Below are 22623 nucleotides of genomic sequence, written 5' to 3' on the forward strand. Positions count from 1 at the left end.
CTCAGTTGCTGCAATGGCCTAGCGACGGCGAGTCCAAGCCAAGCCAACCAGACCCAGGGCTGCTAAGGCACAGCTGGCCGGTTCCGGCACAACCGTGTTCGGGCCGAGCCCGTTGTTGTTCTGGGCGTCTTGCAAGGTCAACGCATGGCTGTAGATCCGTAGCTCGGCAATGCTGGCGTCGATCAACGAATCGGGCCACATCGACCGACCGAGCCAGACGTTGACGTCGGCCAGGGTCGTGACCGGGAAGGCGGTCGCGTTGGCGGCGATGTTGAGGTTGTTCGCAATCGGAGCCGGGGCGCCGTACAGCGCGCCGTTGCGATAGACGGTGATCGTGCCCGGCAGGCCGCCCGATTGATCGAAGACGGCGATCAGGTGTTCCTGCACGCCGACTTGCAGATCGGTCGAATCGCCGGGGGCGTCGACGAAGCTTTCGGGGCCGGCCACGCCGTTGCTGGTGACGCGGAGGTCGTTGCCTGCGCCGCCATCGCCGGTGCGCGGAATGATTTGGAGGTAGGGGAAGTTGTCGTTGCCGCCATCGGAGTTGCCTTCGATGCCGCTGCTGCTGATGCCGGCAGCGAAGAGAGCGGACCAATCACGATTGGTGTTCATCGTGACCCACATCTCGACGGAGACGGCGCCAGCTTGGCCGGCCGCGGCGGCGTCGCGGATGAGGAAGTTCGGAAAGTCAACGTACGATCCACTTGCCGGAACGTTGTTGTTGTTGAAGGCGCCAGAGCCCGTGTTGGTCGGGTTGCTGAGAACGATCTGGCCGCCGGCGTAAGTGGCCGTGTTGCCCATGACGACGCCGTTGGCGGTGCCGACCGAGTCGTTTGCGTTGCCATCGAAGGTGTAACGATGCACCAGGGCACCCGATGCCGACGTCGCGCAGAGCGCGAGAAGGCAAGTGCCTGCCAGTAGTTGCCGCTTCATTAGAACGGTGCCTCCAAGGAGAAAACAGAACAGAGTGCTAACTGCCGCTTACCGAACGAAGTTCGGCGACGGCTTGTTCGAGAACACTAAGGGAAAATTGATAAGCAGACTAGTCCGATAGCAGTGCCAGCAGGTTCAGCGAGCACTTGTGCGATCGAAGCCGAGCCCGAGGCGGCTCGACTCACTCACTGTAATCCGCCAATGCGAAATAGAAAAATGGTTCGCTAGTGATTTGCCGGTCGTGCGGTCGTCGATTGACGCCGTCGAGGGCGTTTATGAGACGACTGGGTCCCATCGGCGAATCGATCGCGAGGTTCCGTTCCGTTGGGTGTAACTCTTTTCAGCAATTGATGATACATCCATTCTCGGGAGTTGCTGGTCTAGCGGGGCGCTGCACGCTCCGGCGCGTTGCACTCAAGCAACTTGAGATCCTTTGCGAAGTGCCTCGTTCAGAAAAAAGACGGCAGAACTCAGTCGGATTTGAGTTCTTTCTGGCGGGCTGCGGGGCTAATTTCAAGGCCATGCCGCCGGTAGCGGGGGGCGGCCGCTGCCTGCGAACGCCTGGCGGGGGTTGAGATGCAGCGTCACGCGCGGCGGAGCGGCGTCGAATTGGCGTTTCTACCAGCGTGGAATGCCTCTTCTTTCGTGCACTCTGCGTCGAACGGTTTCCAGGTCGCGAGGCCTGCCTAGCGGTAGTCGCAGCAGCGAATTAACGGCGTAGGCAATTTGCATCGACGAGTCTAGATTAGACGCGATTCTAACGACTATCGCCGCCAAAACAGTGAGCCGCTGATGCGTTTCCGACGACTTTTGTTACTTGCGAGTTTGATCGCGTGGTCTGGATCTCGTCTATGCTTCGGCGACTTCGGGAGAGTTTTCAATGTGCCCGCTGAAAAAGCGCCGTCGCTTCTCAGTTCCAACATGCAGTTGAATCTATTCGAGGGAGGATCGCTTCCGAACTATTTCCAGCTGGGCTCTCCTTGGGTAGGTAGCTCGAACGTCGAACTCAACGTCTACGGAGGATACGTCGGGACAGGCCTGACAGCAGGCCGGGGAACGACGTTTAATATGTCGGGGGGCAAGATGGGCACTACGTTTGAAGCGAACAGCGGCAGCGTCGTGCGGCTGTCCGGCGGGCTATTTGACGCTTCCCCTTGGTTCAAATACGACAGCACTTTCATTCTCGTCGGCAACAATTTCCGCATCGACGGCGAACTGGCGCCTGGCTTCGGGACGTCTGACTTGACGCCCATCTCGCTCTCGATGACGTCGACGCTGAGCGGCACCTTAACCGACGGAACGAACTTCATGTTCTCCGGAAGGTGGCTGCGCGGGAATACGCAACTGCAGTACGCGCCGATTCCGGCGACGGCTCCGGCCGTGATCAACGTTCCCGGTGACGCGGCGCCGGCAAACTTGTATGCGAATCAACGGTTGATCGTGCACGACGGCGGATTGGTCGCCGCGCTCAACGCTGACTACGGGAGCGTCGTCGATATTCACGCGGGCGGCGCCGTGAGCCAGGCGCAAATGGTCGGAACCACCGTGAATGTGATGGGAGGAAGCCTGGGGGGCGCGCGAATTGCCGCCGGCTCCGTCGTCAATCTGAGCGCGGGCAAGATTGGATCGTATCTCCAAGCGGATCAGGGGAGCGTCGTGAACATGACCGGGGGCACCTTGGACTGGTCCCCGACGTTCTCCGGCGGCACGCTGAATATGTCAGGAGGTTACTTGAGCGACCGCGCCACGATCAGTTCCGCCGGCGTCGCGAACATTTCCGGAGGCATCGTTGTCGGCGGCTTGAGGGCGGAGTCTGGTGCACAAGTTCACGTTTCGGGCGGATACTTCTACTATGGCATCAGAGCGAGCGACGCCACCGCGATCGTTTCCGGCGGATCGATCGCCGGGGTCTCTGGCTCAACGGTTGAGATCTCGGGGGGAGTGATTCGGAAGGGGGTGTGGACTGCTGCCGGAGATCGCATGACCCTGGCGGGCGGGGAACTTCGCATCGACGGCGAACTTGTCGAGGGATTGGAAGTCGCTGGCGCGGAGCGCGAAGTCAACGTTCCGCTGGGATCCGTCGTCAGCGGGGTGTTCGCCGATGGCACGCCGTTCATGTTCTCTTCGAGCGATATCTCGCGAACCGACTACTTAGGGAGTCAATTCGCGGATGGAACGTTGCGCCTGCGGGCTGCGCCGCTTCCCAACGCGGGGCCGAGCGGCCTGACAGCTTCCGTCGACGGTCCGATCGCCGCTGTTCGCGACGGGCAGACGCTGGTCGTCGATGTCCCCGGCGTCATCGGCGACGAATTGCGCACTGCCCAGGGCAGTCGCGTCGACATTCAGCAGGGCGGAACGGTGGGGAACGGCTTTGAAGCCGTCGGCGCTATCGTCAACGTCACTGGCGGGAGCGTTGGGCATGGATTCGACGTTGCCGCGGGCGCGATCGTGACGCTGGCTTCCGGTTCGATCGGCTCCGGAGCGGACATCATCCGCGGCGGAGCGGTTCATGTGCAGGGAGGGACGCTAGGGCCCAGCGCTTTCGTCCACCCGGGCGGCACGCTTAGCGTCGACGGAGGTTCCGTTGGCAACGAACTACGAGTGTTGAGCGATGGGCAGGCCGCGCTGACCGCTGGCCGCATCGGGCAATACGCTACCGTCGAGCCCGGAGGCGAACTTCGAATCGAAGGAGGCGAGATTGATCGGTGGCTCACCGTGCAAGGCGAGTTGGCCATGCACGGCGGCGCGGCGGCCGATGTGAGAGTCGAGGGCGGCGACGTTCGTTTATTCGACGGGGCGGTCAATGCGCTGAATGTTGAGGAGAATGGCCAGGCCGTGGTGAGCGGCGGCAGGGTGAGGTACGCGTCTGTTTCCAGCGGCGGGAAGTTAGACCTGCTGGGCGGCGTGACTGGCGGAGAACTCACCGCGAATAGCGGCGGAACGTTGAAGGTCGTCGGCGGCGCCATCGAAGGGCAGTTCACAGCCAACAACAATTCCCAGGTCGTCGTGCGAGGGGGAGCCATCGGCGGTAAGTTTCAGACTATGGCGGGAAGCAACGTCAGGCTCGAAGGAGGGGAGTTCGCCGTCGACGGCGTTCCGATCGCAGAATTGAGCGCTCCTGGCGCGACCGGAGCCTTTGTCTTTCCGAACTCGAATGCAGTGCTGACGGGCGTACTCGCCGATGGTTCGCCCTTCGCGCTCTCTCCCTCCGATCTCGACTCCGTCGCGGCCTCGACGCTGCGACTGCAAGTCGTCGAATTGCCGTCAATTGGCCCCGCAGTCATTCAGATTGACGCAGGCGTCGCTCCCCGCGGCATTCGCACCGGGCAGAAGCTCGTCGTCGGCGGAAGCGGATCGATTCCGAAGGGCTTTAACGCTCATCATGGCGCCATCGTCGAAATCCTTGAGGGCGCCACGGTGGGCGAGAACTTCGAAGCAACTGGCGCCGTCGTCAACATACGGGGCGGAACATTGGGGAAGGCTGACGCCTTCGCCGGAGCAGTGATCAACGTCAGCGGCGGTAAGGTGGCTGGAAATATGAACGCCTACCGCGGCGGAATTATCAACGTGTCGGGAGGAACGATGCCTATCGTCGATGGCTACGCCGGCTATCGGGCTCTCGTCTCGTGGGAGGGGAGCGTCATCAACGTCTCCGGCGGCACGATCGGAGGCATTGTAGCCTCTAGAGGCGGTCGCGCGTCGATTTCAGGCGGCGTGATTACTGGTACACTGGAAGGGGGATATGATTCGGATATCAGCATCTCGGGAGGAATGTTCGCTGGCGATTTCTTGATGTTCGGCTCCAAGACCAATGTTTCGGGCGGGCGGTTCAGGCAACCGCTGAAAGTTTTTGCCAAGGAATTCAACTTGTTCGTAATCGATGCGTCGCTCGGAGGAAGTGCTCTGAGTGATTTGGCGATCGGCGAGCGACGAACGATCGACGCACGCGACCTCGTCCTCGCCGGGACTTTGGCCGAGGGGATGCCGTTCGCATTTGATCTGAACACTGACGGCGACCTGATCGACGTCGACGGCTACTTCTCGCCGTCTGCTCATCTGACTGTCACCCGCGTCTTCAATCCGGGCGACTACAATGGCGACCAAGTGGTTGACGATCGAGATCGCCGCGTGTGGGAAGCCGCGTCACTCAGCGGCAACCTCGCGGCGGACGGCAACTACGACGGAGTCGTCAACGACGACGACTTACGAGTGTGGACCGAGCGGTTCGGGCGGGACTACGGCCTGGTTCCTGAGCCGGTGACCGCAACGCTCGGCTTGACCGGATTATTCGGCATGCTGAGCTGCATTCGGCGAGCGACGCGGCGGAGCCGTTGCGCTTGAGCCGGCGACGAGCTCGTCGCTTCATAGCGACGACGGCGGGGAGCGATGCCCGAGAAGGCCGGTTGTAGGGCTCGAATGCAGCCGTCTGGCGATTCCCGCTGGAGCGGCGAAGGCTTGGTTTGGCAGGCGACCTTCGGGTTTACCAACCATTCTCCGCGGCGGACTCAGCCCCGATCGGTCGACTTCGGCGGGGCTCTGCCTTGGCCGTCGATAAATTCGACGCGGATGCGGGCCCCCGAGACCGTCCGCTGGCATTGCTGGTCGGAGCAATAACCTCATGCTATGATGGGAGTTGAGGCGACCACCGAGGCGGAGCCAGCTCCCGCGAACCGTTGCAAGTGAGGCGGCAACGACCGTGCGGACCCGTATTCAGGGCGTCGCTATGGACAGAGACAACTTATCTCGCTCGAGAGGCTCGACCAGCGGTTCTACGCCGCGGCCGGCGCGTCGGCACGCTGCGTGCGGACGCGCTGATTCCCTGGCGTGCCGACGCCCCTCGCGCTCCCACGGCTGTTCCAAGTCATGACGGCGAACGAATTTATCGATCTGGTGCGACGCAGCCAGCTGGTCGAGGAAGACCAGCTGACGAAGGCGCTTGGCGCCGTCGCCGCCAAGAACGGCCATCGCCTGCCGGAAGATGCCGACCCGATTGCCGCCGCGATGGTGGAGGCCGGGGTCCTCACCGAATGGCAATCGGAGAAACTGCTCGCCGGCAAGCACAAGGGCTTCATGCTCGGCAAGTACAAGCTCTTGCGGCATCTCGGCAAAGGGGGGATGAGCCAGGTCTACCTCGCTGAGCATATGCTCATGAAGCGGAAGGTGGCGATCAAGGTTCTGCCCTCGAACCGAGTGGAAGATTCGACCTACCTCGAACGCTTCCGCACCGAAGCCCGTGCCGCGGCGAAGCTAGACGACCCGAACATCGTGCGGGTCTACGACATCGACAACGATGGTAAGACCCATTACATCGTGATGGAGTTCGTCGATGGTCGCGATTTGCACGTGCTGGTGAAAGAGGATGGCCCGCTCGGCTATGAGCGGGCGGCTGATTACATTGCTCAGGTGGCGCGAGGCATCGCCCATGCCCACGAGATGGGGCTGGTGCATCGCGACATCAAGCCGGCCAACTGCATGGTCACGAAGCACGACGTCGTGAAGCTGCTCGACATGGGCCTGGCGCGGCTGATCGACGACGAAGCGTCGCTCACGCTCGAAAACAACGAGAACGTGCTCGGCACGGCCGACTATCTGGCGCCTGAGCAGGCGCTCAATAGCCACAAGGCCGACGCGCGGGCCGACATTTATAGTTTGGGCTGCACGCTCTACTTCCTGCTTACGGGGCATCCGCCCTTTCCGGAAGGGACGATTTCGGAGCGGTTGCTGAAGCATCAGGTCGAGCAAGCGCCGAGCATTCTGAAGGATCGCCCCGACGCGCCGTCGATTTTGGTGAGCATTTGCAACCGGATGATGGCCAAGCGGGCTGACGAACGCTATCAAACGGCCAACGAAGTCGTCGAGCAATTGACCGAATGGCTCGCGGACCGCGGCATTGCCGTCGGCGACAGCGGCAAGCGGAAAGACCCGAGCGGGTCGGGTGCTGGCGGCGGACTTGGCAGCGACGTCTTCCGCCGGTTCGCGGCGTCGATGAGCAAGGTCGGGAACGACTCGGGGAATCGCGCGCCGGCGCCGCCTTCGGGCAGCGGCGGACGCAAGCCGGCGGTCGTCGCCGTGCCGGTGCGGCCCGAGCCGGAAGAAGAGATGGAACTCGCGTTGCTCGAGGACGAACCGCCGCAGAAGGTGGTGATTCCGCAGCCGCCGCCAACGACAACCCCGTCGCCATCGTCGACGGTGAACGGCTCCGCTCCGTCGGCGCCGAAGCCGCCGGAGAAGCCGAAGAAGGTGAAGTCGCTCTTCGAGGAAGAGTTCGACGCCGCCCGTGCCTCGCAACCGAAAGTGCGTCCGCAGCGACGCGAAGGGGAATTCGATCCGTTGCGGCCGCCCGGATTCTCAGGCCCGAGTTATGGCCCGCCGGCGTGGGTGTTCGCCGCGATTGGCGTGGGCGTGTTCGCCGTAATCGGCATCGTCGCGGCGGTGCTGCTCGGCGTGTTCTAGCCTCGGGCTTTGCCCGGGGGGTGGCGTGAAGTAGGGGCGACGTTCCACGGCGTGGTGCGCGACCCCCGGGCGGAGCCCGGGGCTAGGAAATGCTAGCCGCGGGCGAGGGCGTCGCTCTGTTTGACGAAGTCATCGCCGCGCCATTGATCGTCGGCGCGAATCATCTTCTCCGCATCGTGCTTCGCCTTCGCGGCGGCGCGGGCTTCGGCTTGTCGCTTCACGAGATCGGCGTGCGTCGTAAAGTACGGTAGGCTGTGGCCGCGGAAGTCTTCGATCCGCTCGAACTTGTGCTTTTCCATGAACGCGAGGAGGCTCTCGCACAGCGGCTTGATCATGCCGTAGCCATGCTTCATCACGCCGGTGCAGACTTGCACGGTGTCGGCGCCGAGCAGGATGAACTGGGCCGCGTCTTCGCCGGTCTCGACGCCGCCGATGCCGCTGATCGAGCGGCCGGGGAATTCCTTGCGAATGACTTGCGAGATCTCCATCACCATTCGCAGCGCGATCGGCAGCACCGCGCGGCAAGAGTAACCGCCGGGGGTAGTGTAACCTTCAACGCTCGGCTCAGGCCGCAGCGTGTCGAGGTTCACGCCTAGCACGCTGCGGATCGTGTTGATCGCGCTCACCCCTTCGCACTCGGCGCGGAACGCGGCGCGGGCGGGGTCTTCGATGTGAGTGACGTTCGGCGTCATCTTCGCCCACACCGGCTTCGTCGCGACGGCGTTCACCCAGCAGGAGACTTCTTCGAGAATCTCGGGATTCTCGCCCATCGCCGAGCCCATCTTGCGCTCCGGCAACCCGTGCGGGCAGGAGAAATTGAGCTCAAAGGCATCGACGCCGACCGCTTCGCAGCGTTCGACGATTTCGACCCAGGCATCTTTGCGGAACTCTTCCATGATTGACGCGATCAGGATGCGGTCAGGGTACTTGTCCTTCACCGCCTTCAGTTCATCCATCCAAACGCTGAAGGGGCGATCGCTGATGAGCTCGATGTTCTCCCAGCCGATGATTTCGTCAGAACCTTGCGCGCGGAGGCGCGCGTAGCGGGGTTGGACGTTGGTGACCTTGTCGGCGTCGAGGCTGATCGTCTTGCAAATGACGGCGCCCCAGCCTTCTTCGAAGGCCTTGCCAATAACGTTGCCGTTGGTCCCTGGCGGGCCCGAGCCGATGACGAAGGGGTTAGGCAGCTTCAGGCCGTCGACGGTGGTTTCTAGAGTAGGCATTGTCGTTTGGTAATCGTTGCTTAATCGACAGGATGACTGGATTGGCTGGATTAACAGGATGTCGCAGGAAGGTCACGAACTTTGCGGCGAACCTCGACGGACTCGGCGCCAAAGTTCATCAGCAGGCCGACAGGCAAGCCAGTCGCTACCAAGTAATTCACTAACTGAACTTCATGTGCTTTGGCAAGACGTTCGCACGCCTTCAACTCGACGACTATTTTGTCTTCAACAATGATATCGGCGAAGAACTGCCCGACGACTTCGTCACGATAGAAAACGTCCAGAGGGGCTTGTTGCTGTGCACGAAGTCCTGCATGTCTCAGCTCAATCAGCAAACTTCGTTCGTAAACCGACTCCAGAAATCCCGTCCCAAGCGTATTGTGGACTTCGTATGCACATCGAATGATTCGCTCAGTTAGTTCCGAATGAACCATTCGTCGGCCTTTTCATCCCGTTAATCCAGCCTATCCTGTAATCCGGTCAATTAGGTTTTGCGGTCAGAGCAAGGCATTCATCAAGACAATCGACCAGAAAGTCGGCGTCGTCTTTGTTGAGGCACATCGGCGGTTTGATGCGGAGCGTATTGCCGAAGAGGCCGCCTTTGCCGATGATCAGGCCGCGTTCTTTGGTCCGTTCCATGACGTCGGCCGCTTCGGTGTTGGCGGGCTCTTTTGTCTTGCGATCGCGAACGAGTTCGACGCCGAGCATCAGGCCCTTGCCGCGGACGTCGCCGATCAGCGGGTGACGTTCTTGCAGTTCCAGCAGGCGATTCTTCAAGTGCTCGCCGATGTTCTTGGCATTTTGCTGAATCTGATCGCGATCGATCACTTCGAGCGTGGCGAGGCCTTGCGTCATCGAGATCGGGTTGCCGCCGTACGTATTGAAGTGGATGCGGTTCTTCATCATCGCGGCGATTTCAGGCCGCGTGGTGCAGGCGCCGAGCGGGGCGCCGTTGCCGATGCCCTTGGCCATCGTCACCATGTCGGGCGTGACGCCGTAGTTTTCGAAGCCCCAGAAGTGGTCGCCGGTGCGGCCGAAGCCGCTTTGCACCTCGTCGGCAATGCAGAGGCCGCCCGCTTTGCGGACGATGTCGTAGACGATCTCGAAGTAGCCGGGGGGCGGCGTCACGGCGCCGCCGACGCCTTGGATCGACTCGGCGATGAACGCGGCGACTTGGCCGCTTGTTTCGTACTTGATGACGTTCTCGACGTCCTTCGCGCACTTCAGCCCGCAACTCGGATATTCGAGCCCGTAGGGGCAGCGATAGCAGTAGGGGGCGAGCGCGTTCTTGACGTTGATCGTCGGGTTCTGCTTGAACTTCCAGGTGCTGTGGGCCGTGAGGGCCATCGTCGCCTGCGTGCCGCCGTGGTAGCAGTTGCGGAGGCTGATCACCTCTTGGTTGCCGGTGAACTCGCGGGCCGAGAGAATGGCGATCTCGTTCGCCTCACTGCCGGAGTTGGTGAAGTAGGTTTGCGTCAGGCCGCTGCCGTCGGGGAAATGCTCGGCGAGTTTCTGGCCGAACTCGCCGATCGTCGGGTGGAGGTAGATCGTCGTGACATGCTGCAGCTTGCCGACTTGCTCTTGCACCTTCTTGACGATGTCGGGATGGCAGTGGCCGACCGAGACGGTGACGATCCCCGCGAAGGCGTCGAGGTACCGCTTGCCTGTCTCGTCCCACAGGTACTGCATGTGGCCTTCAACCAACAGCAGCGGATCGCGGTAGTAAGTGATGAGCCCCGGCGTGAGGTACTGCTGCCGGAGGGCGAGGACTTCGGACTTCGAGGGCCCGTCGTAGGGGGCGGGCGTGTGGTCGATGATCGGCAACGAAGCGCGAGATTCGGTGGGCACGGCGGGGCTCTCGGTGGGCGTTGGCGGGTTGCTGCGCTGATTCTAGCGGCTTAAACGGCTCGATACTACAGAATTTCGCTGGTCGAACCGTGTTGTTCGGCGTTGACCTGAGGAGCCAGCCGATATTTACTGAGAGCCGCAACAACTGGCGGCAACCTGCTGCAGTGGCTTTGCACAAGAAGTTTGTGGGAGGGGTCTCTGACCCCGAAGCGACGCTGCACCACCACAGTGGCTTGTGGTGGTGAGCGGAATCGGCGTCGGAGACGCCTCCCACAAATAATTTCGTGCACGTCCTACTGCGATGTCATTTCTGGTTTCACTTCGTCCGCAAGGATTCTGTGCATGTCCGCCCCCGCGTCGCAGTCGGTCGTCGACGGCTTGGTCGAGACCAGCGTCGATCTTTCGCAGTCGCCCTACTACAGCCACGACATGGCGCCGACGACGCGGACCGAGCGACGATGGGGGATGCGCGACATCGCCGTGCTGTGGATCAGCATGTCGGCGTGCATTCCGACCTACATGTTGGCGTCCTCGCTAATCGACGGCGGCATGGACTGGCGGCAGGCGGTGCTGACGGTGTTTCTCGGCAACGTCATCGTGCTGATTCCGATGGTGCTGAACGCTCACGCGGGGACGAAGTACGGCATTCCGTTTCCTGTGTACTGCCGCTCAAGCTTCGGGATCCTCGGCGCCAACGTGCCGGCGCTGCTGCGAGCGCTCGTGGCATGCGGGTGGTTTGGCATTCAGACGTGGATTGGCGGCGAGGCGATCTACACGCTGCTCAAAGAGTTCTTCCCTGCGTGGGGAGAGTTGCCGCTGCTGTTCGCAGACGTCAGCGATCCGCAGAGTAAAGGCTTGGGAATCAACGGCGCCCAGCTGACGTGCTTCTTGGCATTCTGGCTGGTGAATATGTTCGTCATCTATAAGGGAATCGAGTCGATTCGCTTGCTGCTGAACGTGAAAGCGCCGCTGCTGATCGTCCTGGGGCTGGCGCTGCTCGCGTGGGCGTACGACGCGGCCGGCGGATTCGGCGAGATGCTGACGCGGCCCTCGCAGTTCGCCGAAGGGGGAGTGAAGGCAGGGAAGTTTTGGGGCTTCTTCGTTCTCGCGCTGACCGGCAACGTGAGCTTCTGGGCGACGCTCGCGCTCAACATTCCCGACTTCAGCCGCTATGCGCGTTCGCAGCGCGATCAAGTGCTGGGGCAGGCCATCGGGTTGCCGACGACGATGGGACTCTACTCCTTCATTGGCGTGGCAGTCACCTCGGCGGCGACGGTGATCTACAAAAACCTGCCGGCGGACCAAGCGAAAAAACTGTGGGACCCGGTCTTCTTGCTGTCATTGTTTGAGAATCGCGCGGTGCTGATCGTGGCGATGGTTTCGCTGGCGATCGCCACGCTGGCGACGAACATCGCGGCCAACGTGGTGAGCCCCGCGAACGACTTCGCCCACCTGTGGCCGCGGAAGATTTCGTTCCGCATCGGCGGGTTCATCACCGGCGTGATCGGGATTTTCATTCAGCCGTGGCACTTGGTCGCCAACGGCGACGTGTACATTGGCAAGTGGCTCGTCGGCTATTCGCTGCTGTTGGGCGCCGTGGGCGGGGTGCTGATTGCCGACTACGTAGCGCTGCGGCGGATGCAGCTCGACCTGGCGGGGCTCTATCGCAAAAACGGACCGTATTGGTACGTGAACGGCATCAATCCGCTGGCGCTCGCGTCGCTGCTGCTCGGCATGTCGCTGTGCGTGCCGGGGTTTATGGCGCAGCTTGGCTACATCTGGCTGGCCGGCGATTTGAACGCTCCGCAAGGCGCCGAGACTTGGCCGTCGATCTGGGGCGATCTCTACAGCTACGCATGGTTCACGAGCTTTGGGGCGGCGTTTGTTTCGTACCTGGCGTTGATGCTGACGTTTGGGCGAAAGTTTCGGCGCTAAGTTGGGGGCTTTCGCGTCTGCTATAATTGAGGCAGCTTCGACTCCCAGCGATTTATGAGCACAGCCCAACCAACGCCGACCGTCGTCTCGTTTGGCAGCGACGTCCTGGAAAGGATGGTGTTAGCCGTGGAGCAAGTGCGCGAACGTTTGCATCGATCGACGCAGGCGCTGGAAGCGGCCGGCATTCCCTACGCCGTTGTCGGCGGTAATGCCGTGGCGGCTTGGGTGTCGACGGTTGATCCAGGTGCGGCGAGAAATACAGTCGACGTCGACTTGATGGTCAATCGAGCCGATTTCGACGCCGTGAAGCTTGCTATGGCAGGCGCCGGCTTTATCTACCAGGAAGTCCACGGCGTCCACATGTTTCTCGACGGTCCTGAGGGACAGCCCCGGAGTGCCATTCATATTCTCTTCGCGGGTGAGAAAGTTGACCCGCGATATGCGACCGCAGCGCCGGACTTGTCGAGCAGCGAGCAGAACGAGGCGTACCGCTTGGTCGGCCTTGAGCCGCTCGTGCGGATGAAGCTCACCTCGTTCCGCCGTAAGGACCAAGTCCACCTTCAAGATCTGATCGACGTCGGTCTCATTGACGCTGCTTGGCCCTCTCGCTTCACTCCCGACCTGGCGGCGCGATTGCAAGAATTGCTGGACGATCCCCAGGGGTGAACGAGTTGACTACGGCGCCGTGATCGCGCCGTAAGTTTCCGGCCGGCGGTCGCGGTAGAACTGCCACGTGTTCCGCACCTCGCGGATGAGGTCCATGTCGATGTCGGCAATGACGATGTCGTCCTTGTCGCGGCAGCCCTCGGCAATAATTTGGCCGCGCGGGTTGCAGAAGTAGCTTTGGCCGTAGAACTCGCCGATCCGCCACGGGTCTTCCCAACCGGGGCGGTTAATCGCGCCGACCCAGTAGCCGTTGGCAGCGGCGTGGGCCGGTTGTTCGAGCTTCCACAGGTATTCGCTCAAGCCGGCGACAGTGGCCGAGGGATTGAAGACAATTTCAGCCCCATTGAGGCCGAGGCAGCGGGCGCCTTCGGGGAAGTGGCGGTCGTAGCAAATGTAAACGCCGACCTTGCCGACGGCGGTGTCGAACACCGGATATCCGAGGTTGCCCGGGCGGAAGTAAAACTTCTCCCAGAAGCCGGGGTTCACCTGCGGGATGTGGATCTTGCGAAACTTGCCGAGGTACGTGCCGTCGGCGTCGATGACGCTCGCCGTGTTGTAGTAGAGGCCCGAGATTTCCTCTTCGTAAATCGGCACGACGAGGACGATGCCATGCTTCTTGGCGACTTCGCACATGAGCTTCGTCGTCGGACCATCGGGGATCCGTTCGACGAGGTCGTACCACTTCGTTTGCTGTTCAGCACAGAAGTAGGGGCCGTAGAAGAGTTCCTGGAGGCAGACGACCTGCGCGCCTTTGTCGGCGGCTTGGGCGATCATCGCGAGGTGCTTGTCGATCATCGACTGCTTGATCTTGGCGACTGGCGCCGTGGCTGATTCGCAGAGAGTGGCTTGGATCAAACCGCCGCGGACAGTGCGAGGCATCGCGTAGCTCCTACTGAATTCATACAAAGGGAACGCCGGGGTCGTCCACGCCGCGACTGGGCAACCTTGGCTCGGGTGGTATCATATCGTGTTACCCACGAAACTCCTACCAGTTTTCGACGCTCGGCGGGGCGTTGCAAGGATGACCCATCATGGCGACTGCGACCACCGTTGACGTTGTTCCCTCCTTCTCCGCCGGCCAGTGGCGGCGTGATGCATCAGCCCGTAGCGGCGAGGTGTTTAATCCTTCGACGGGGAAGTTGATCGCGCGGGTGCCGCTCGCGACGGCGGCGGAGACTGGCGCCGTGGTGCGGGCTGCTAAAGCGGCCCTCGCCGATTGGGCGGAGACGCCGGCGGTGGAGCGGGCGCGGGTGATGTTTCAATTTCGCCACTTGATGGCGGCGAAGTTCGAGGAACTTGCCGCCCTTGTCACGCGCGAGCATGGCAAGACGCTCGCCGAGTCGCGGGCCGAGGTGCAGCGCGGGCTCGAAATGGTCGAGTTCGCTTGCTCCGTGCCGACGATGCTGATGGGCGACACGCTGCCGAACATTGCCGGCGGCGTCGACGCCGAAACAAACCGCCACCCGGTCGGCGTGTGCGTCGGCATCACCCCGTACAACTTTCCGTGCATGGTGCCGCTGTGGATGATTCCGGTGGCGATCGCCTGCGGCAACACGTTCGTGCTGAAGCCGTCGGAAAAAGTGCCGCTGTCGGCGGTGCGGCTGGGCGAGTTGTTGGAAGAAGCAGGCCTGCCGGCGGGCGTGTTCAATATCGTTCACGGCGATAAGGAGTGCGTCGATACGCTGCTGACGCACCCCGACGTCGCGGCGATTTCGTTCGTCGGATCGACGGCGATCGCGAAGTACATTTACGAAGTCGGCACGAAGCATGGCAAGCGGGTGCAAGCGGCCGGCGGCGCGAAGAACCACCTCATCATCATGCCCGACGCTGATCTCGATCAGTCGGTGAAGGCGCTGGCCGCGAGTGCTTACGGTTGCGCGGGGCAACGTTGCATGGCGGGGAGCGTCGCGGTGGCGGTCGGTAAGATCGCCGATCCGCTGGTCGATGAGCTGTGCTCGTACGCTGGCAATTTTAAAGTGGGGCCGACCGACGGCAACGAAGCGGTCGATATGGGGCCCGTCATTCGTGCGGAGCATCGCGATCGCGTCGCGAGCTACCTCGACGTCGCCAAGCAGGAAGGGGCGACCGTGCCGCTCGACGGCCGCCGCGACTTTGCGGGCGACGGGTTTTTGCTCGGCCCGAGCGTCGTCGATCGCGTCGAGCCGAAGATGCGGTTGGCTCAGGAAGAAATCTTCGGACCGGTGCTGTCGGTGGTTCGCGCCGACTCGCTCGATGCGGCGCTCGAAGTCGGCCGCAACTGCCCGTACGGCAACGGCGCCTCGATCTTCACTCGCGACGGCTACGCGGCGCGGGAATTCAAGCACCGCTTCAACGCCGGCATGATCGGCATCAACGTCGGCGTCCCGGCGCCGATGGCTTGGTTCCCGTTCACCGGCTGGAACCAGTCGTTCTTCGGCGACCTGCACATTCAGGGGACCGAGAGCGTTCACTTCTACACGCGGCAGAAGATGACGCTCACCCGCTGGTTCAAGAGCTCGGCGGATTCTTTCCAGGATCCGGTTTGGAAGACTGTTCGCAAGGGCTGAGTTGGTTGAAGACTGGACAGGATGACAGGATTTCGCGGATCGCAGGATTAAGGAAAAAGCGGGTGTATGGGCAAGAGACTCTGCGTTGCCCTCATCCTGTTAATCCGTGCGATCCTGTGATCCTGTCAAAAATCCAACCGACTTAGCTACCTCGATAGGTGCTATAGCCAAACGGGCTCAACAACAACGGCACGTGGTAGTGCTCGTCGGCGCGGATGATTTCGAATTCGATCGTCACGCATGGGTAAAAATGTTCGACCTGCTGCTCTTCGAAGTAGCTGCCGGTGTTGAACGTCATGCGATGGCGGCCCGGGGTAAGGCCTCCTTCGGAAAGTAGCCCCGGCACGCGGCCGTCGTCGTTGGTGGCGCCGCGGCTGAGGAACTGCCACGAACCGTGCGCGTCGCGGCGTTCGAGCGTGACGCAGACGCCGACGGCGGGGCGGCCCAGGCGGGTATCCAGAACGTGGGAAGTGATCGGCGACATCCTACCGTCGATCCTAGGACTGGTTTTATCCATTCGCAAGCTTTTCGATTCTTGGGCTGAGTTTGTGGCGGCGTTTTTTAAGTTTAACCGCCAAGGACGCCAAGGACGCCAAGGGGAAGACTGAATTTAGAAGGAACCACGACGGCACGACGGACACAACGATAGAAGCGTTAGTCGTTCGGCATTTCGTCGTGCTCGTTGTGTCGTTGTGGTTTAATGCTTCGGATCCGCGAGCTTAGTTAGTCGCAGGCGGGTGATTTTGAGTTGTTCGGCGGCGGCGTTGGCCACTTCTTGATCGCGGCTGTTGTGGATGCGGGACTTAAGGATGGCGAGCATCTCGTCGGCCGTTTTGCCGGTGGCGAAGACGATGAAGATGAAGCCGAATCGTTCGGCGTAATCCCGGTTGAGTTCCGCTAGTTCGCGGAGCGTCGTTTCGCTCGCGGCGTCGACGCCCGATTGCTCGCCGGCGGCGAGCTGTTTGGTGGACGCGTACTTCTTGCGGAGGCTGTCGACGTCGCCGATGAGGGGGTGGGCGGCGAAGGCTTCGAGCCAATCAGGTTCGGTAAGCGTGGCGGCGACTGCATCGCAGGCGGCGAAGAGGGCGTCGTCGCTCGTGAACGGACGCGCGGCGAGCATGCCGCTGACCCAATTCACGGCGGCGCAGCAGTTGGCGAGCGCCGCGCGGGCATCTTCGTCAGGCAGATCCTTAAGTTTGGCGGCGATTGACATTCAGTTTGTGAGCGGGCGGCGAAGCAGTTCGCCGATCGGGCCGGCGGGGAACACGCCGTCGTCGTACGCGAGCTGGCCGCGGACGTAGGTGCGTTTCACGCGGCCGCGGAGCCGTTCGCCTTCGTACGGGGTGAGCTTATGGCGATGTTGCAACTGCTCGCCGACGACGGTCCATTCTTCTTCGTGATTCCAAACGCAGAGGTCGGCGTCGCAGCCGACGGCGATGCGTCCCTTGCGATCGGCGAGGCCGACCAAGCGAGCCGGATTCGCGGAGAGCCACTGGGCGACGCGCGCAAAGGGAATGATTTGCGTGCGGAGGCCGCGCCACACGATCGGCAGCGTCAGCTCGACGGAGCTGATGCCGCCCCACGACGATTGCCAATCGCCGCTGGCGAGATGCTTCATGTCGGGAGGGCAGGGGGAGTGGTCGGAGCCGATCGTGTCGATCACGCCGGCGATGAGCGCTTCCCACAGCCGTTGGCGGTCTTCCTTACGACGAATCGGCGGGGCGCACTTGAACCGCGGATCGGCGTCCTCAAGTCGTTCGGCGTAGAAATGAAGATAGTGGGGGCACGTTTCAACCGTGAGCGGCAGGCCATCCTGCTTCGCCCAAAAAAAGTGGCTGGTCAGTGGGCCGCTGGCGAGGTGGACGACGTGGATCGGCGCCAGATACTCGGCGCAGAGGGCTCGCAGGAGATTGATCGCGTTGCGTTCGAACGACTCCGGACGCGAGGCGAGCCAGTCGGCGTACGAACGGATCTCGGTCTCCGCAGCATTCTCTTCGGCGAGTTCGGCGTGCACTAGCAGCGGCACGCGGCGTTTTGCTAGCAACGGTAAGACTTGGCGGAACTCGCGCTCGCCCGTGGCAGGAAACTCATCGAGCCCCGAGTCGCACATGAACGCCTTCACGCCGCAAACGCCGGCGTCGAGGAGCAATTCAACGTCCTCGATGTTGCCGGGCACCAAGCCCGCATGAAAGCCTACATCGACCCAACATTTGCCTTCCGCAGCGGCACGCTTCTCTTCTAGCGCCGCCAGCGTCGTCGTCACCGGCGAACTGTTTAGCGGCATGTCGATAAGCGTCGTCACGCCGCCGGCGGCAGCGGCGCGGGTGGCGGTTTCAAACCCTTCCCAGTCGGTGCGGCCCGGCTCGTTGATGTGAACATGGGCGTCGACGATGCCGGGGGAGATCACGAGGCCGTCGAAGTCTTCGAGCGGAATGCCGGCGGGGACGGCTTCGCGCTCGACGATTGCTTCGATCTTGCCGTTGTTGATCACGATCGCCGCGGCGCGAGTTCCTTCTGGCGTCACGACGCGGCGGCTGGCGACGGCGAAACGCTGTGGTGAGGAACTCATGCGGCGGCTTTCCGTTTAGCCCCGGGCTCCGCCCGGGGATGGCACAACGCGGGGCGATGTCGATCCATGTGGTGAGCGACCCCCTGGCGGAGCCAGGGGCTAGGGGTTGGCTAGCCGTGATCGTGGTCGTGAGCGTGCGCGTCTTCCGCTCGCTCGCGGCAGATGCTCGCGGTGATGTTGCCGTGCGGTTCATCGGTCGGCAGGAACAGGATGTTCGGATTGTCGAGGTCGAACGACGCCAGGTTGATCAGATGGCGATGGAGGTTTGGCATCGTCAGGTTGATCTCTTCGACGGCGGGTTCGGCGTCGAGCACGGCCGAGGCCATTTCGAAGAGCGTCGCCTGCACTGAGGGGCTGAAGCGTGCCGAGAATTCGCGGATAAGAATCGTGCGGATCCGTTCGCGAATTGCTCGCCAATTGTCGGGCGTGTCGTTGTAGACCCACTTCGCCGAGAGGGTCGTCGCGAAAATGCGATCGTTCACTTCGGGCAGCGTCGTGTACTGGTCCTTCAGGAACTTCGAGAAGCCCGAGTCGGTCGTCTTGAGCAGCGTGAGCCCTTCGAGCCCGCACTCGATGGCGCCTTCCGGTTCTTCGCCTTCCTTCGGCGGGGCCGTGATGACGGCATGGCAGGTGTTCCGCTCGGTGGAACTGCCGCTGAAGGCGTGCGGGTGGGCCTCGCCGTCGATCACCAGTCGCTCCCAGGGCGTTTCGGTGATTTTGATCGCCGCGTGCGAGATGTGGTCGAAGTTTTCGACGAAGTGACTGCCGAGCGTCCACGCGAAGGTTTCGAGTTCGCACGGATCGAGCTCGCGAGCGAACGCATAGACTGTGTTCTTCATCGTGTCGGTCGGCAGGGCGAGCGAGTTGTCGCCCTGCGTGTACACGGCGTCGAAATCGCCGTCGAGTTCGACGTCGACCGAGAGCTCCGTGTACTGGTGAACGTCGGTGTCGCGATCGACCTTGGCGAGACGAACGCGGGATTTTCCGTAGCTTTGGGTCCAGACTTGGTGTGGCATTTTATTTCTTAATTTCTGGGGGGATTTCACGCAAAGGCGCGAAGGGAAATACAGAAATGCTTTTTTTACCACGAAACACACGAAAAGTACGAAAGGAAGAGGAGGGCAGGATATGAAAATTGGAAGTTCGAGGTCCAATTAATCAGCCGTCTTTCTTTCGTCGTTTTCGTGTGTTTCGTGGTTAATGAATTTGTATTTCCTTTGCGCCTTTGCGTGAGATGTATTTTATTGAGCTAGTTGATAAAGCGTCCGAGCCAGAACCTCGATACCTGCGCGGATGGCTGCGGGGGACGAATATTCTTCCGGGCGGTGGCTCATCCCGTCTCGGCAGGGGATGAAAATCATCGCGATCGGGCAGACAAGCGACATGAACAGCGAGTCGTGGTACGCGCGGCTGACCATTCGTTGGTGCGTGAGCTTGGCGTCGACGCACGACTGTTCAATCGCGGCGACGATGGCCGGATCGCTCGTCGCCGGCGGGTCGGCGTTGATCATTTCGATCGTCGTCGGCACGCCGAGTTCGTCGCCGAACTGTTTCGCTTTTTGTTTGATACGCTCAAGCACACGGTCGCGGCGCGGGCCGTCGATGTCACGGACGTCGATTTCGAGCAGCACGTCGCGGGGGATGCTGTTGACCGCGCGGGGGTGAACGTCGAGAACGCCGACAGTGCCGACCGTGTCGGGGCTGCCTGACTCGCGGGCGGCGGCATCGACTTCGAGCGCGAGTCGCGAGGCGGCGAGGAGCGGATCGCGGCGGTCGGCCATCATCACGCCGCCGGCATGGCCGCCGGGGCCGGTGTAACGGACGCGCAGTGCGGCGGGGGCGGCGATCGCGGTGACGGCGCCGATGTCGAGATTCGCACGTTCGAGCAGCGGGCCTTGCTCGATGTGGAGTTCGGCGAAGGCTGAATAGTGGCCGGGCTGGAGCTTTACGTCTGCGAGCGGGCCGGTGAAGCCGGCGCTCTGGCGGACGTTGTCGAGGTTTTGGCCGTCGGCGTCGGTGAGCTTCGCGGCGGCGTCGGGGGGGAGTTGGCCGCTGAGTAGGCGACTGCCGAGGCAGCCATAAGCGAAGCGGGTCGGTTCCTCGGAGGTGAACATCACCAACTCGATGGAGCGGCGGGGGACCGCGGGGGTGAACCCCGCGGCTCGCATGGCACGCTGAAGCGTGCGGATGGCTTCTAGGCCGCCGAGGACGCCGACGGTGCCGTCGTACTTGCCGGAGTAGGGGATCGCGTCCGTGTGCGAGCCGGTGGCGACCGGCGGCAGCGTGGGGTCGGTTCCTTCCCAACGAGCAAAGATGTTGCCGACGGTGTCGTGCCGCACTTTCAGGCCAGCTTCTTCGAATAGGCCGACGAGGTAGGCGCGGGCCGCGAGATCGGTTTCAGTGAAGACGATCCGCTGGACGGCGGGGGCGGGAACGTCGGAAAATTGGGCGAGGCGGTCGAGCTCCGCGGAGCAGCGTGCGATGTCAACTTTCAGGTCCACGTTCGGCTCGCCAATCGCTAAAATGCCAGATTCGCCGCGGCCGATTCTACTGCGGCGAGCGGCAAATTGCGAGCAGGCCCACGATTCTGGAGCGTCTGGTGATGAGCGTAGAAATTCGACCTGCGGCGGTCGCCGACTTGCCGGCGATGCTGGTGCTCGTCCGTGAACTCGCGGAGTACGAGCGACTGGCCCACGCGATGGTAGCGACGGTGGAGAGTTTTGAGGCGGCGCTGTTCGGCGAACGGCCGACGGCCGAGGCCTTGGTCGCGCACGTCGACGGCGAGATGGTTGGGTACGCGATCTACTTTCAGAACTTCTCGACGTTCGTCGGTCGCGCCGGTATTTACCTGGAAGACCTTTACGTTCGACCTGAGCGGCGCGGCGGGGGCATCGGTAAGAAGTTGTTAGCGCGCGTCGCACAGGTGGCCGCCGAGCGCCAGTGCCAACGGCTGGAGTGGGTTGTGCTTGATTGGAACAAGCCGTCGATCGAGTTCTACAAGAGCTTAGGCGCCGAGCCGCTCGATGAGTGGACCATCTTCCGGATGACTCCGGAGGCGATCAAAAAACTAGCGGGCTCATCAACCGCTTGAGGCGATTGACGAGCCCGCTGTGATGCGCACTTATTGCTGAGAATTGAGACCGCTCTACCGCCGCTTGCGACTCGCGAAGGCTGCCAAGCCAGCGATGACTACGAGGGCGGCCGTCGCCGGTTCCGGAACGGCGCTCACCGGCGGGGCAGGGATGCCGGCGCCGAAGTTGTCCTTCCAGGCGGTCAGATCGAGGTCGTTGACGGCGCCGTCGCCGTTCGCATCGCCTTGATTCTGCAGGGCTGCGCTGGCGAGGCCGAAATTCTGCTGCCAGATCAGGAAGTCGGCGCCATCGACGATGCCGTCGCCGCTGAAGTCGGCGTTGATCGTCGGGGCGTTGGCGACGATGTCGTACGAGACGGGAATGCTCAGCCGAAACCCCTTGAGGCCGAAGCTGGTGGCGGCGCCCATCGTCATCGTCAGCGGCACATCGCCGCCGGCTGGCGTAAACGTGGCGCTGAAGTCGTTCTCCATTTTGATGCCGCTTTGAATCGTGCCAGTGGCGGCCCCAAAACCCCAGGTGTTCGTGCCGTCGGAGAGCGTGACGGCTTCGTTGATCGACTCGTCGAAGTTGAACGAGCGGAAGGAGTTGAACTTAGGCGTGCCATGCGAAATGGGCGTGAACGCAAAGGATTCAGTCGGCGTTCCACCCCAGGCGTAATTCGAGGTGGTGATGGCGCTGAAGTTGAGGACTTCACCAGTGTCGAGTAGACCAGTGTTGCTCGACCCGTTGGAGATGCCGAGGCCGTTCGACGTATTGCCGGCCGTACCAACCAAGTTGTTGCCGTTGGCCGACGAGATTGTGAACGAGACGTCGTAGCTCAGAGTGACGCCGGCAGGCAGACTGTTGCCGTCCAGCCAGTCGTCGGCGGTGCCTGGCGTCAGATCGACGCCAGCGGACGTCGCATTGCCGGTCACGGTGACGCGGCCACTCACCGTCGTGCTCGGTCCGGCCGAGAGCGTTGTACTAGGATGGTTGGGAGTCTTGATGCTGCCGATTAATCCGCCGGCTGGCACTGTTGTGTAATCGGTGTTGCCGCCCGTCGTATCCCTGACGGCGGCAAAGAAGGGCGATTCGACGATGACGGGAGAGACGTTGAACCCGCCATGCGTGTGATCGGTGAAGCCGAGGCCGTTGATCTGCACGGCCTGAGCAGGCGACGGCGCGAGCGTAACGAATGCAATGGCGAACGATGCCGCGGCAAGCGGCCAAGCAAAAATGCGGCGCATGGAGAGCAACCTTTGATGCTGATCAATCGGGAGCAGAAGACCGAGCAGGCGAGAACCAGGTCACGGTGAAAAGACAGATTCCACACTAACATGCGCTTTCAGGATCACATACAGATCAATGGCGCATGGCAG

At 62.1% G+C, this 22623-nt stretch carries 17 protein-coding genes; 6 read left to right on the forward strand and 11 right to left on the reverse strand.

The genetic code is table 11. From position 1 onward, the window contains the following. Window positions 1-18 precede the first annotated feature (18 nt). A complete protein-coding gene (locus PLANPX_RS09015; RefSeq protein WP_152101827.1) occupies window positions 19-933 on the reverse strand; it encodes a LamG-like jellyroll fold domain-containing protein in 915 nt (304 codons plus the stop codon). An 882-nt stretch (window positions 934-1815) separates the two neighbouring features. Here PLANPX_RS09015 and PLANPX_RS09020 point away from each other — a divergent pair. Both PLANPX_RS09020 and PLANPX_RS09025 read left to right on the forward strand, forming a co-directional pair. Then, window positions 1816-5274: a hypothetical protein gene (locus PLANPX_RS09020; RefSeq protein ID WP_152098413.1), complete on the forward strand. Its 3459-nt coding sequence runs from the start codon at window positions 1816-1818 to the stop codon at window positions 5272-5274. Between the two features lie 483 nt (window positions 5275-5757). Beyond that, entirely contained in the window at window positions 5758-7386 is a 1629-nt protein-coding gene (locus tag PLANPX_RS09025) for a serine/threonine-protein kinase (RefSeq protein ID WP_232536344.1), read from the forward strand. A gap of 92 nt (window positions 7387-7478) precedes the next feature. Here the strand turns inward: PLANPX_RS09025 and preA are convergent, their stop codons facing one another. Genes preA through PLANPX_RS09040 form a run of 3 tightly spaced genes read right to left on the reverse strand, consistent with a single transcriptional unit; the run spans window position 7479 to window position 10457 of the window. After that, entirely contained in the window at window positions 7479-8609 is a 1131-nt protein-coding gene (gene preA / locus PLANPX_RS09030) for an NAD-dependent dihydropyrimidine dehydrogenase subunit PreA (RefSeq protein WP_152098414.1), read from the reverse strand. 50 nt (window positions 8610-8659) lie between these two features. Further along, window positions 8660-9043, reverse strand: a complete 384-nt coding sequence (locus PLANPX_RS09035) for a GxxExxY protein (protein ID WP_152098415.1) — start codon at window positions 9041-9043, stop codon at window positions 8660-8662. Between the two features lie 46 nt (window positions 9044-9089). Next, on the reverse strand, window positions 9090-10457 hold the full coding sequence (locus PLANPX_RS09040) for an aspartate aminotransferase family protein (RefSeq protein WP_152098416.1): 1368 nt from the start codon (window positions 10455-10457) through the stop codon (window positions 9090-9092). Between the two features lie 342 nt (window positions 10458-10799). Here PLANPX_RS09040 and PLANPX_RS09045 point away from each other — a divergent pair, with 342 nt between their 5' ends. Beyond that, window positions 10800-12392, forward strand: a complete 1593-nt coding sequence (locus PLANPX_RS09045; RefSeq protein ID WP_152098417.1) for an NCS1 family nucleobase:cation symporter-1 — start codon at window positions 10800-10802, stop codon at window positions 12390-12392. Between the two features lie 54 nt (window positions 12393-12446). Further along, window positions 12447-13058 carry a hypothetical protein gene (locus PLANPX_RS09050; RefSeq protein WP_198421865.1) on the forward strand — a complete coding sequence of 204 codons (612 nt, stop codon included), beginning with the start codon at window positions 12447-12449 and terminating at the stop codon, window positions 13056-13058. A 9-nt stretch (window positions 13059-13067) separates the two neighbouring features. Here the strand turns inward: PLANPX_RS09050 and PLANPX_RS09055 are convergent, their stop codons facing one another. Next, the gene (locus PLANPX_RS09055) at window positions 13068-13937 is read right to left on the reverse strand and encodes a nitrilase-related carbon-nitrogen hydrolase (protein WP_152098418.1); all 870 of its coding nucleotides are present in this window, start codon (window positions 13935-13937) and stop codon (window positions 13068-13070) included. Window positions 13938-14089: 152 nt separating this feature from the next. On the opposite strand from PLANPX_RS09055, the gene PLANPX_RS09060 reads away from it, so the two are divergent. Then, window positions 14090-15604 (forward strand): CoA-acylating methylmalonate-semialdehyde dehydrogenase, encoded by a 1515-nt coding sequence (locus PLANPX_RS09060; protein ID WP_152098419.1) that lies wholly within the window; start codon window positions 14090-14092, stop codon window positions 15602-15604. A 142-nt stretch (window positions 15605-15746) separates the two neighbouring features. Here PLANPX_RS09060 and uraH read toward each other — a convergent pair whose 3' ends face one another. The 5 genes from uraH to PLANPX_RS09085 all read right to left on the reverse strand — a co-directional run bounded on the left by uraH (window position 15747) and on the right by PLANPX_RS09085 (window position 20674). Continuing rightward, window positions 15747-16088: a hydroxyisourate hydrolase gene (uraH, locus tag PLANPX_RS09065; protein WP_152098420.1), complete on the reverse strand. Its 342-nt coding sequence runs from the start codon at window positions 16086-16088 to the stop codon at window positions 15747-15749. Between the two features lie 213 nt (window positions 16089-16301). Further along, entirely contained in the window at window positions 16302-16817 is a 516-nt protein-coding gene (gene uraD, locus PLANPX_RS09070; RefSeq protein WP_152098421.1) for a 2-oxo-4-hydroxy-4-carboxy-5-ureidoimidazoline decarboxylase, read from the reverse strand. Continuing rightward, window positions 16818-18173 (reverse strand): allantoinase AllB, encoded by a 1356-nt coding sequence (gene allB, locus PLANPX_RS09075; protein WP_152098422.1) that lies wholly within the window; start codon window positions 18171-18173, stop codon window positions 16818-16820. A 110-nt stretch (window positions 18174-18283) separates the two neighbouring features. Then, the gene (gene pucL, locus PLANPX_RS09080; protein WP_152098423.1) at window positions 18284-19189 is read right to left on the reverse strand and encodes a factor-independent urate hydroxylase; all 906 of its coding nucleotides are present in this window, start codon (window positions 19187-19189) and stop codon (window positions 18284-18286) included. Between the two features lie 225 nt (window positions 19190-19414). Further along, window positions 19415-20674, reverse strand: coding sequence for a M20 family metallo-hydrolase (locus PLANPX_RS09085; RefSeq protein WP_152098424.1), 1260 nt, complete (start codon window positions 20672-20674; stop codon window positions 19415-19417). 101 nt (window positions 20675-20775) lie between these two features. Here PLANPX_RS09085 and PLANPX_RS09090 point away from each other — a divergent pair, with 101 nt between their 5' ends. Then, a complete protein-coding gene (locus tag PLANPX_RS09090) occupies window positions 20776-21264 on the forward strand; it encodes a GNAT family N-acetyltransferase (RefSeq protein ID WP_152098425.1) in 489 nt (162 codons plus the stop codon). A gap of 54 nt (window positions 21265-21318) precedes the next feature. Here PLANPX_RS09090 and PLANPX_RS09095 read toward each other — a convergent pair whose 3' ends face one another. Continuing rightward, window positions 21319-22491, reverse strand: a complete 1173-nt coding sequence (locus tag PLANPX_RS09095) for a PEP-CTERM sorting domain-containing protein (protein ID WP_152098426.1) — start codon at window positions 22489-22491, stop codon at window positions 21319-21321. Window positions 22492-22623 lie beyond the last annotated feature (132 nt).

The organism is Lacipirellula parvula, from assembly GCF_009177095.1.
Taxonomy (GTDB): Bacteria; Planctomycetota; Planctomycetia; order Pirellulales; family Lacipirellulaceae; genus Lacipirellula; species Lacipirellula parvula.

Excerpts from the sequence above, each read along its gene's own strand:
- PLANPX_RS09090 (WP_152098425.1), top strand. The coding sequence starts at position 20,776 with ATGAGCGTAGAAATTCGACCTGCGGCGGTCGCCGACTTGCCGGCGATG.
- preA (WP_152098414.1), bottom strand. The coding sequence starts at position 8,609 with ATGCCTACTCTAGAAACCACCGTCGACGGCCTGAAGCTGCCTAACCCC.
- PLANPX_RS09015 (WP_152101827.1), bottom strand. The coding sequence starts at position 933 with ATGAAGCGGCAACTACTGGCAGGCACTTGCCTTCTCGCGCTCTGCGCG.
- uraD (WP_152098421.1), bottom strand. The coding sequence starts at position 16,817 with ATGTCAATCGCCGCCAAACTTAAGGATCTGCCTGACGAAGATGCCCGC.
- pucL (WP_152098423.1), bottom strand. The coding sequence starts at position 19,189 with ATGCCACACCAAGTCTGGACCCAAAGCTACGGAAAATCCCGCGTTCGT.
- PLANPX_RS09060 (WP_152098419.1), top strand. The coding sequence starts at position 14,090 with ATGGCGACTGCGACCACCGTTGACGTTGTTCCCTCCTTCTCCGCCGGC.
- PLANPX_RS09045 (WP_152098417.1), top strand. The coding sequence starts at position 10,800 with ATGTCCGCCCCCGCGTCGCAGTCGGTCGTCGACGGCTTGGTCGAGACC.
- uraH (WP_152098420.1), bottom strand. The coding sequence starts at position 16,088 with ATGTCGCCGATCACTTCCCACGTTCTGGATACCCGCCTGGGCCGCCCC.
- allB (WP_152098422.1), bottom strand. The coding sequence starts at position 18,173 with ATGAGTTCCTCACCACAGCGTTTCGCCGTCGCCAGCCGCCGCGTCGTG.
- PLANPX_RS09050 (WP_198421865.1), top strand. The coding sequence starts at position 12,447 with ATGAGCACAGCCCAACCAACGCCGACCGTCGTCTCGTTTGGCAGCGAC.
- PLANPX_RS09095 (WP_152098426.1), bottom strand. The coding sequence starts at position 22,491 with ATGCGCCGCATTTTTGCTTGGCCGCTTGCCGCGGCATCGTTCGCCATT.
- PLANPX_RS09035 (WP_152098415.1), bottom strand. The coding sequence starts at position 9,043 with ATGGTTCATTCGGAACTAACTGAGCGAATCATTCGATGTGCATACGAA.
- PLANPX_RS09055 (WP_152098418.1), bottom strand. The coding sequence starts at position 13,937 with ATGCCTCGCACTGTCCGCGGCGGTTTGATCCAAGCCACTCTCTGCGAA.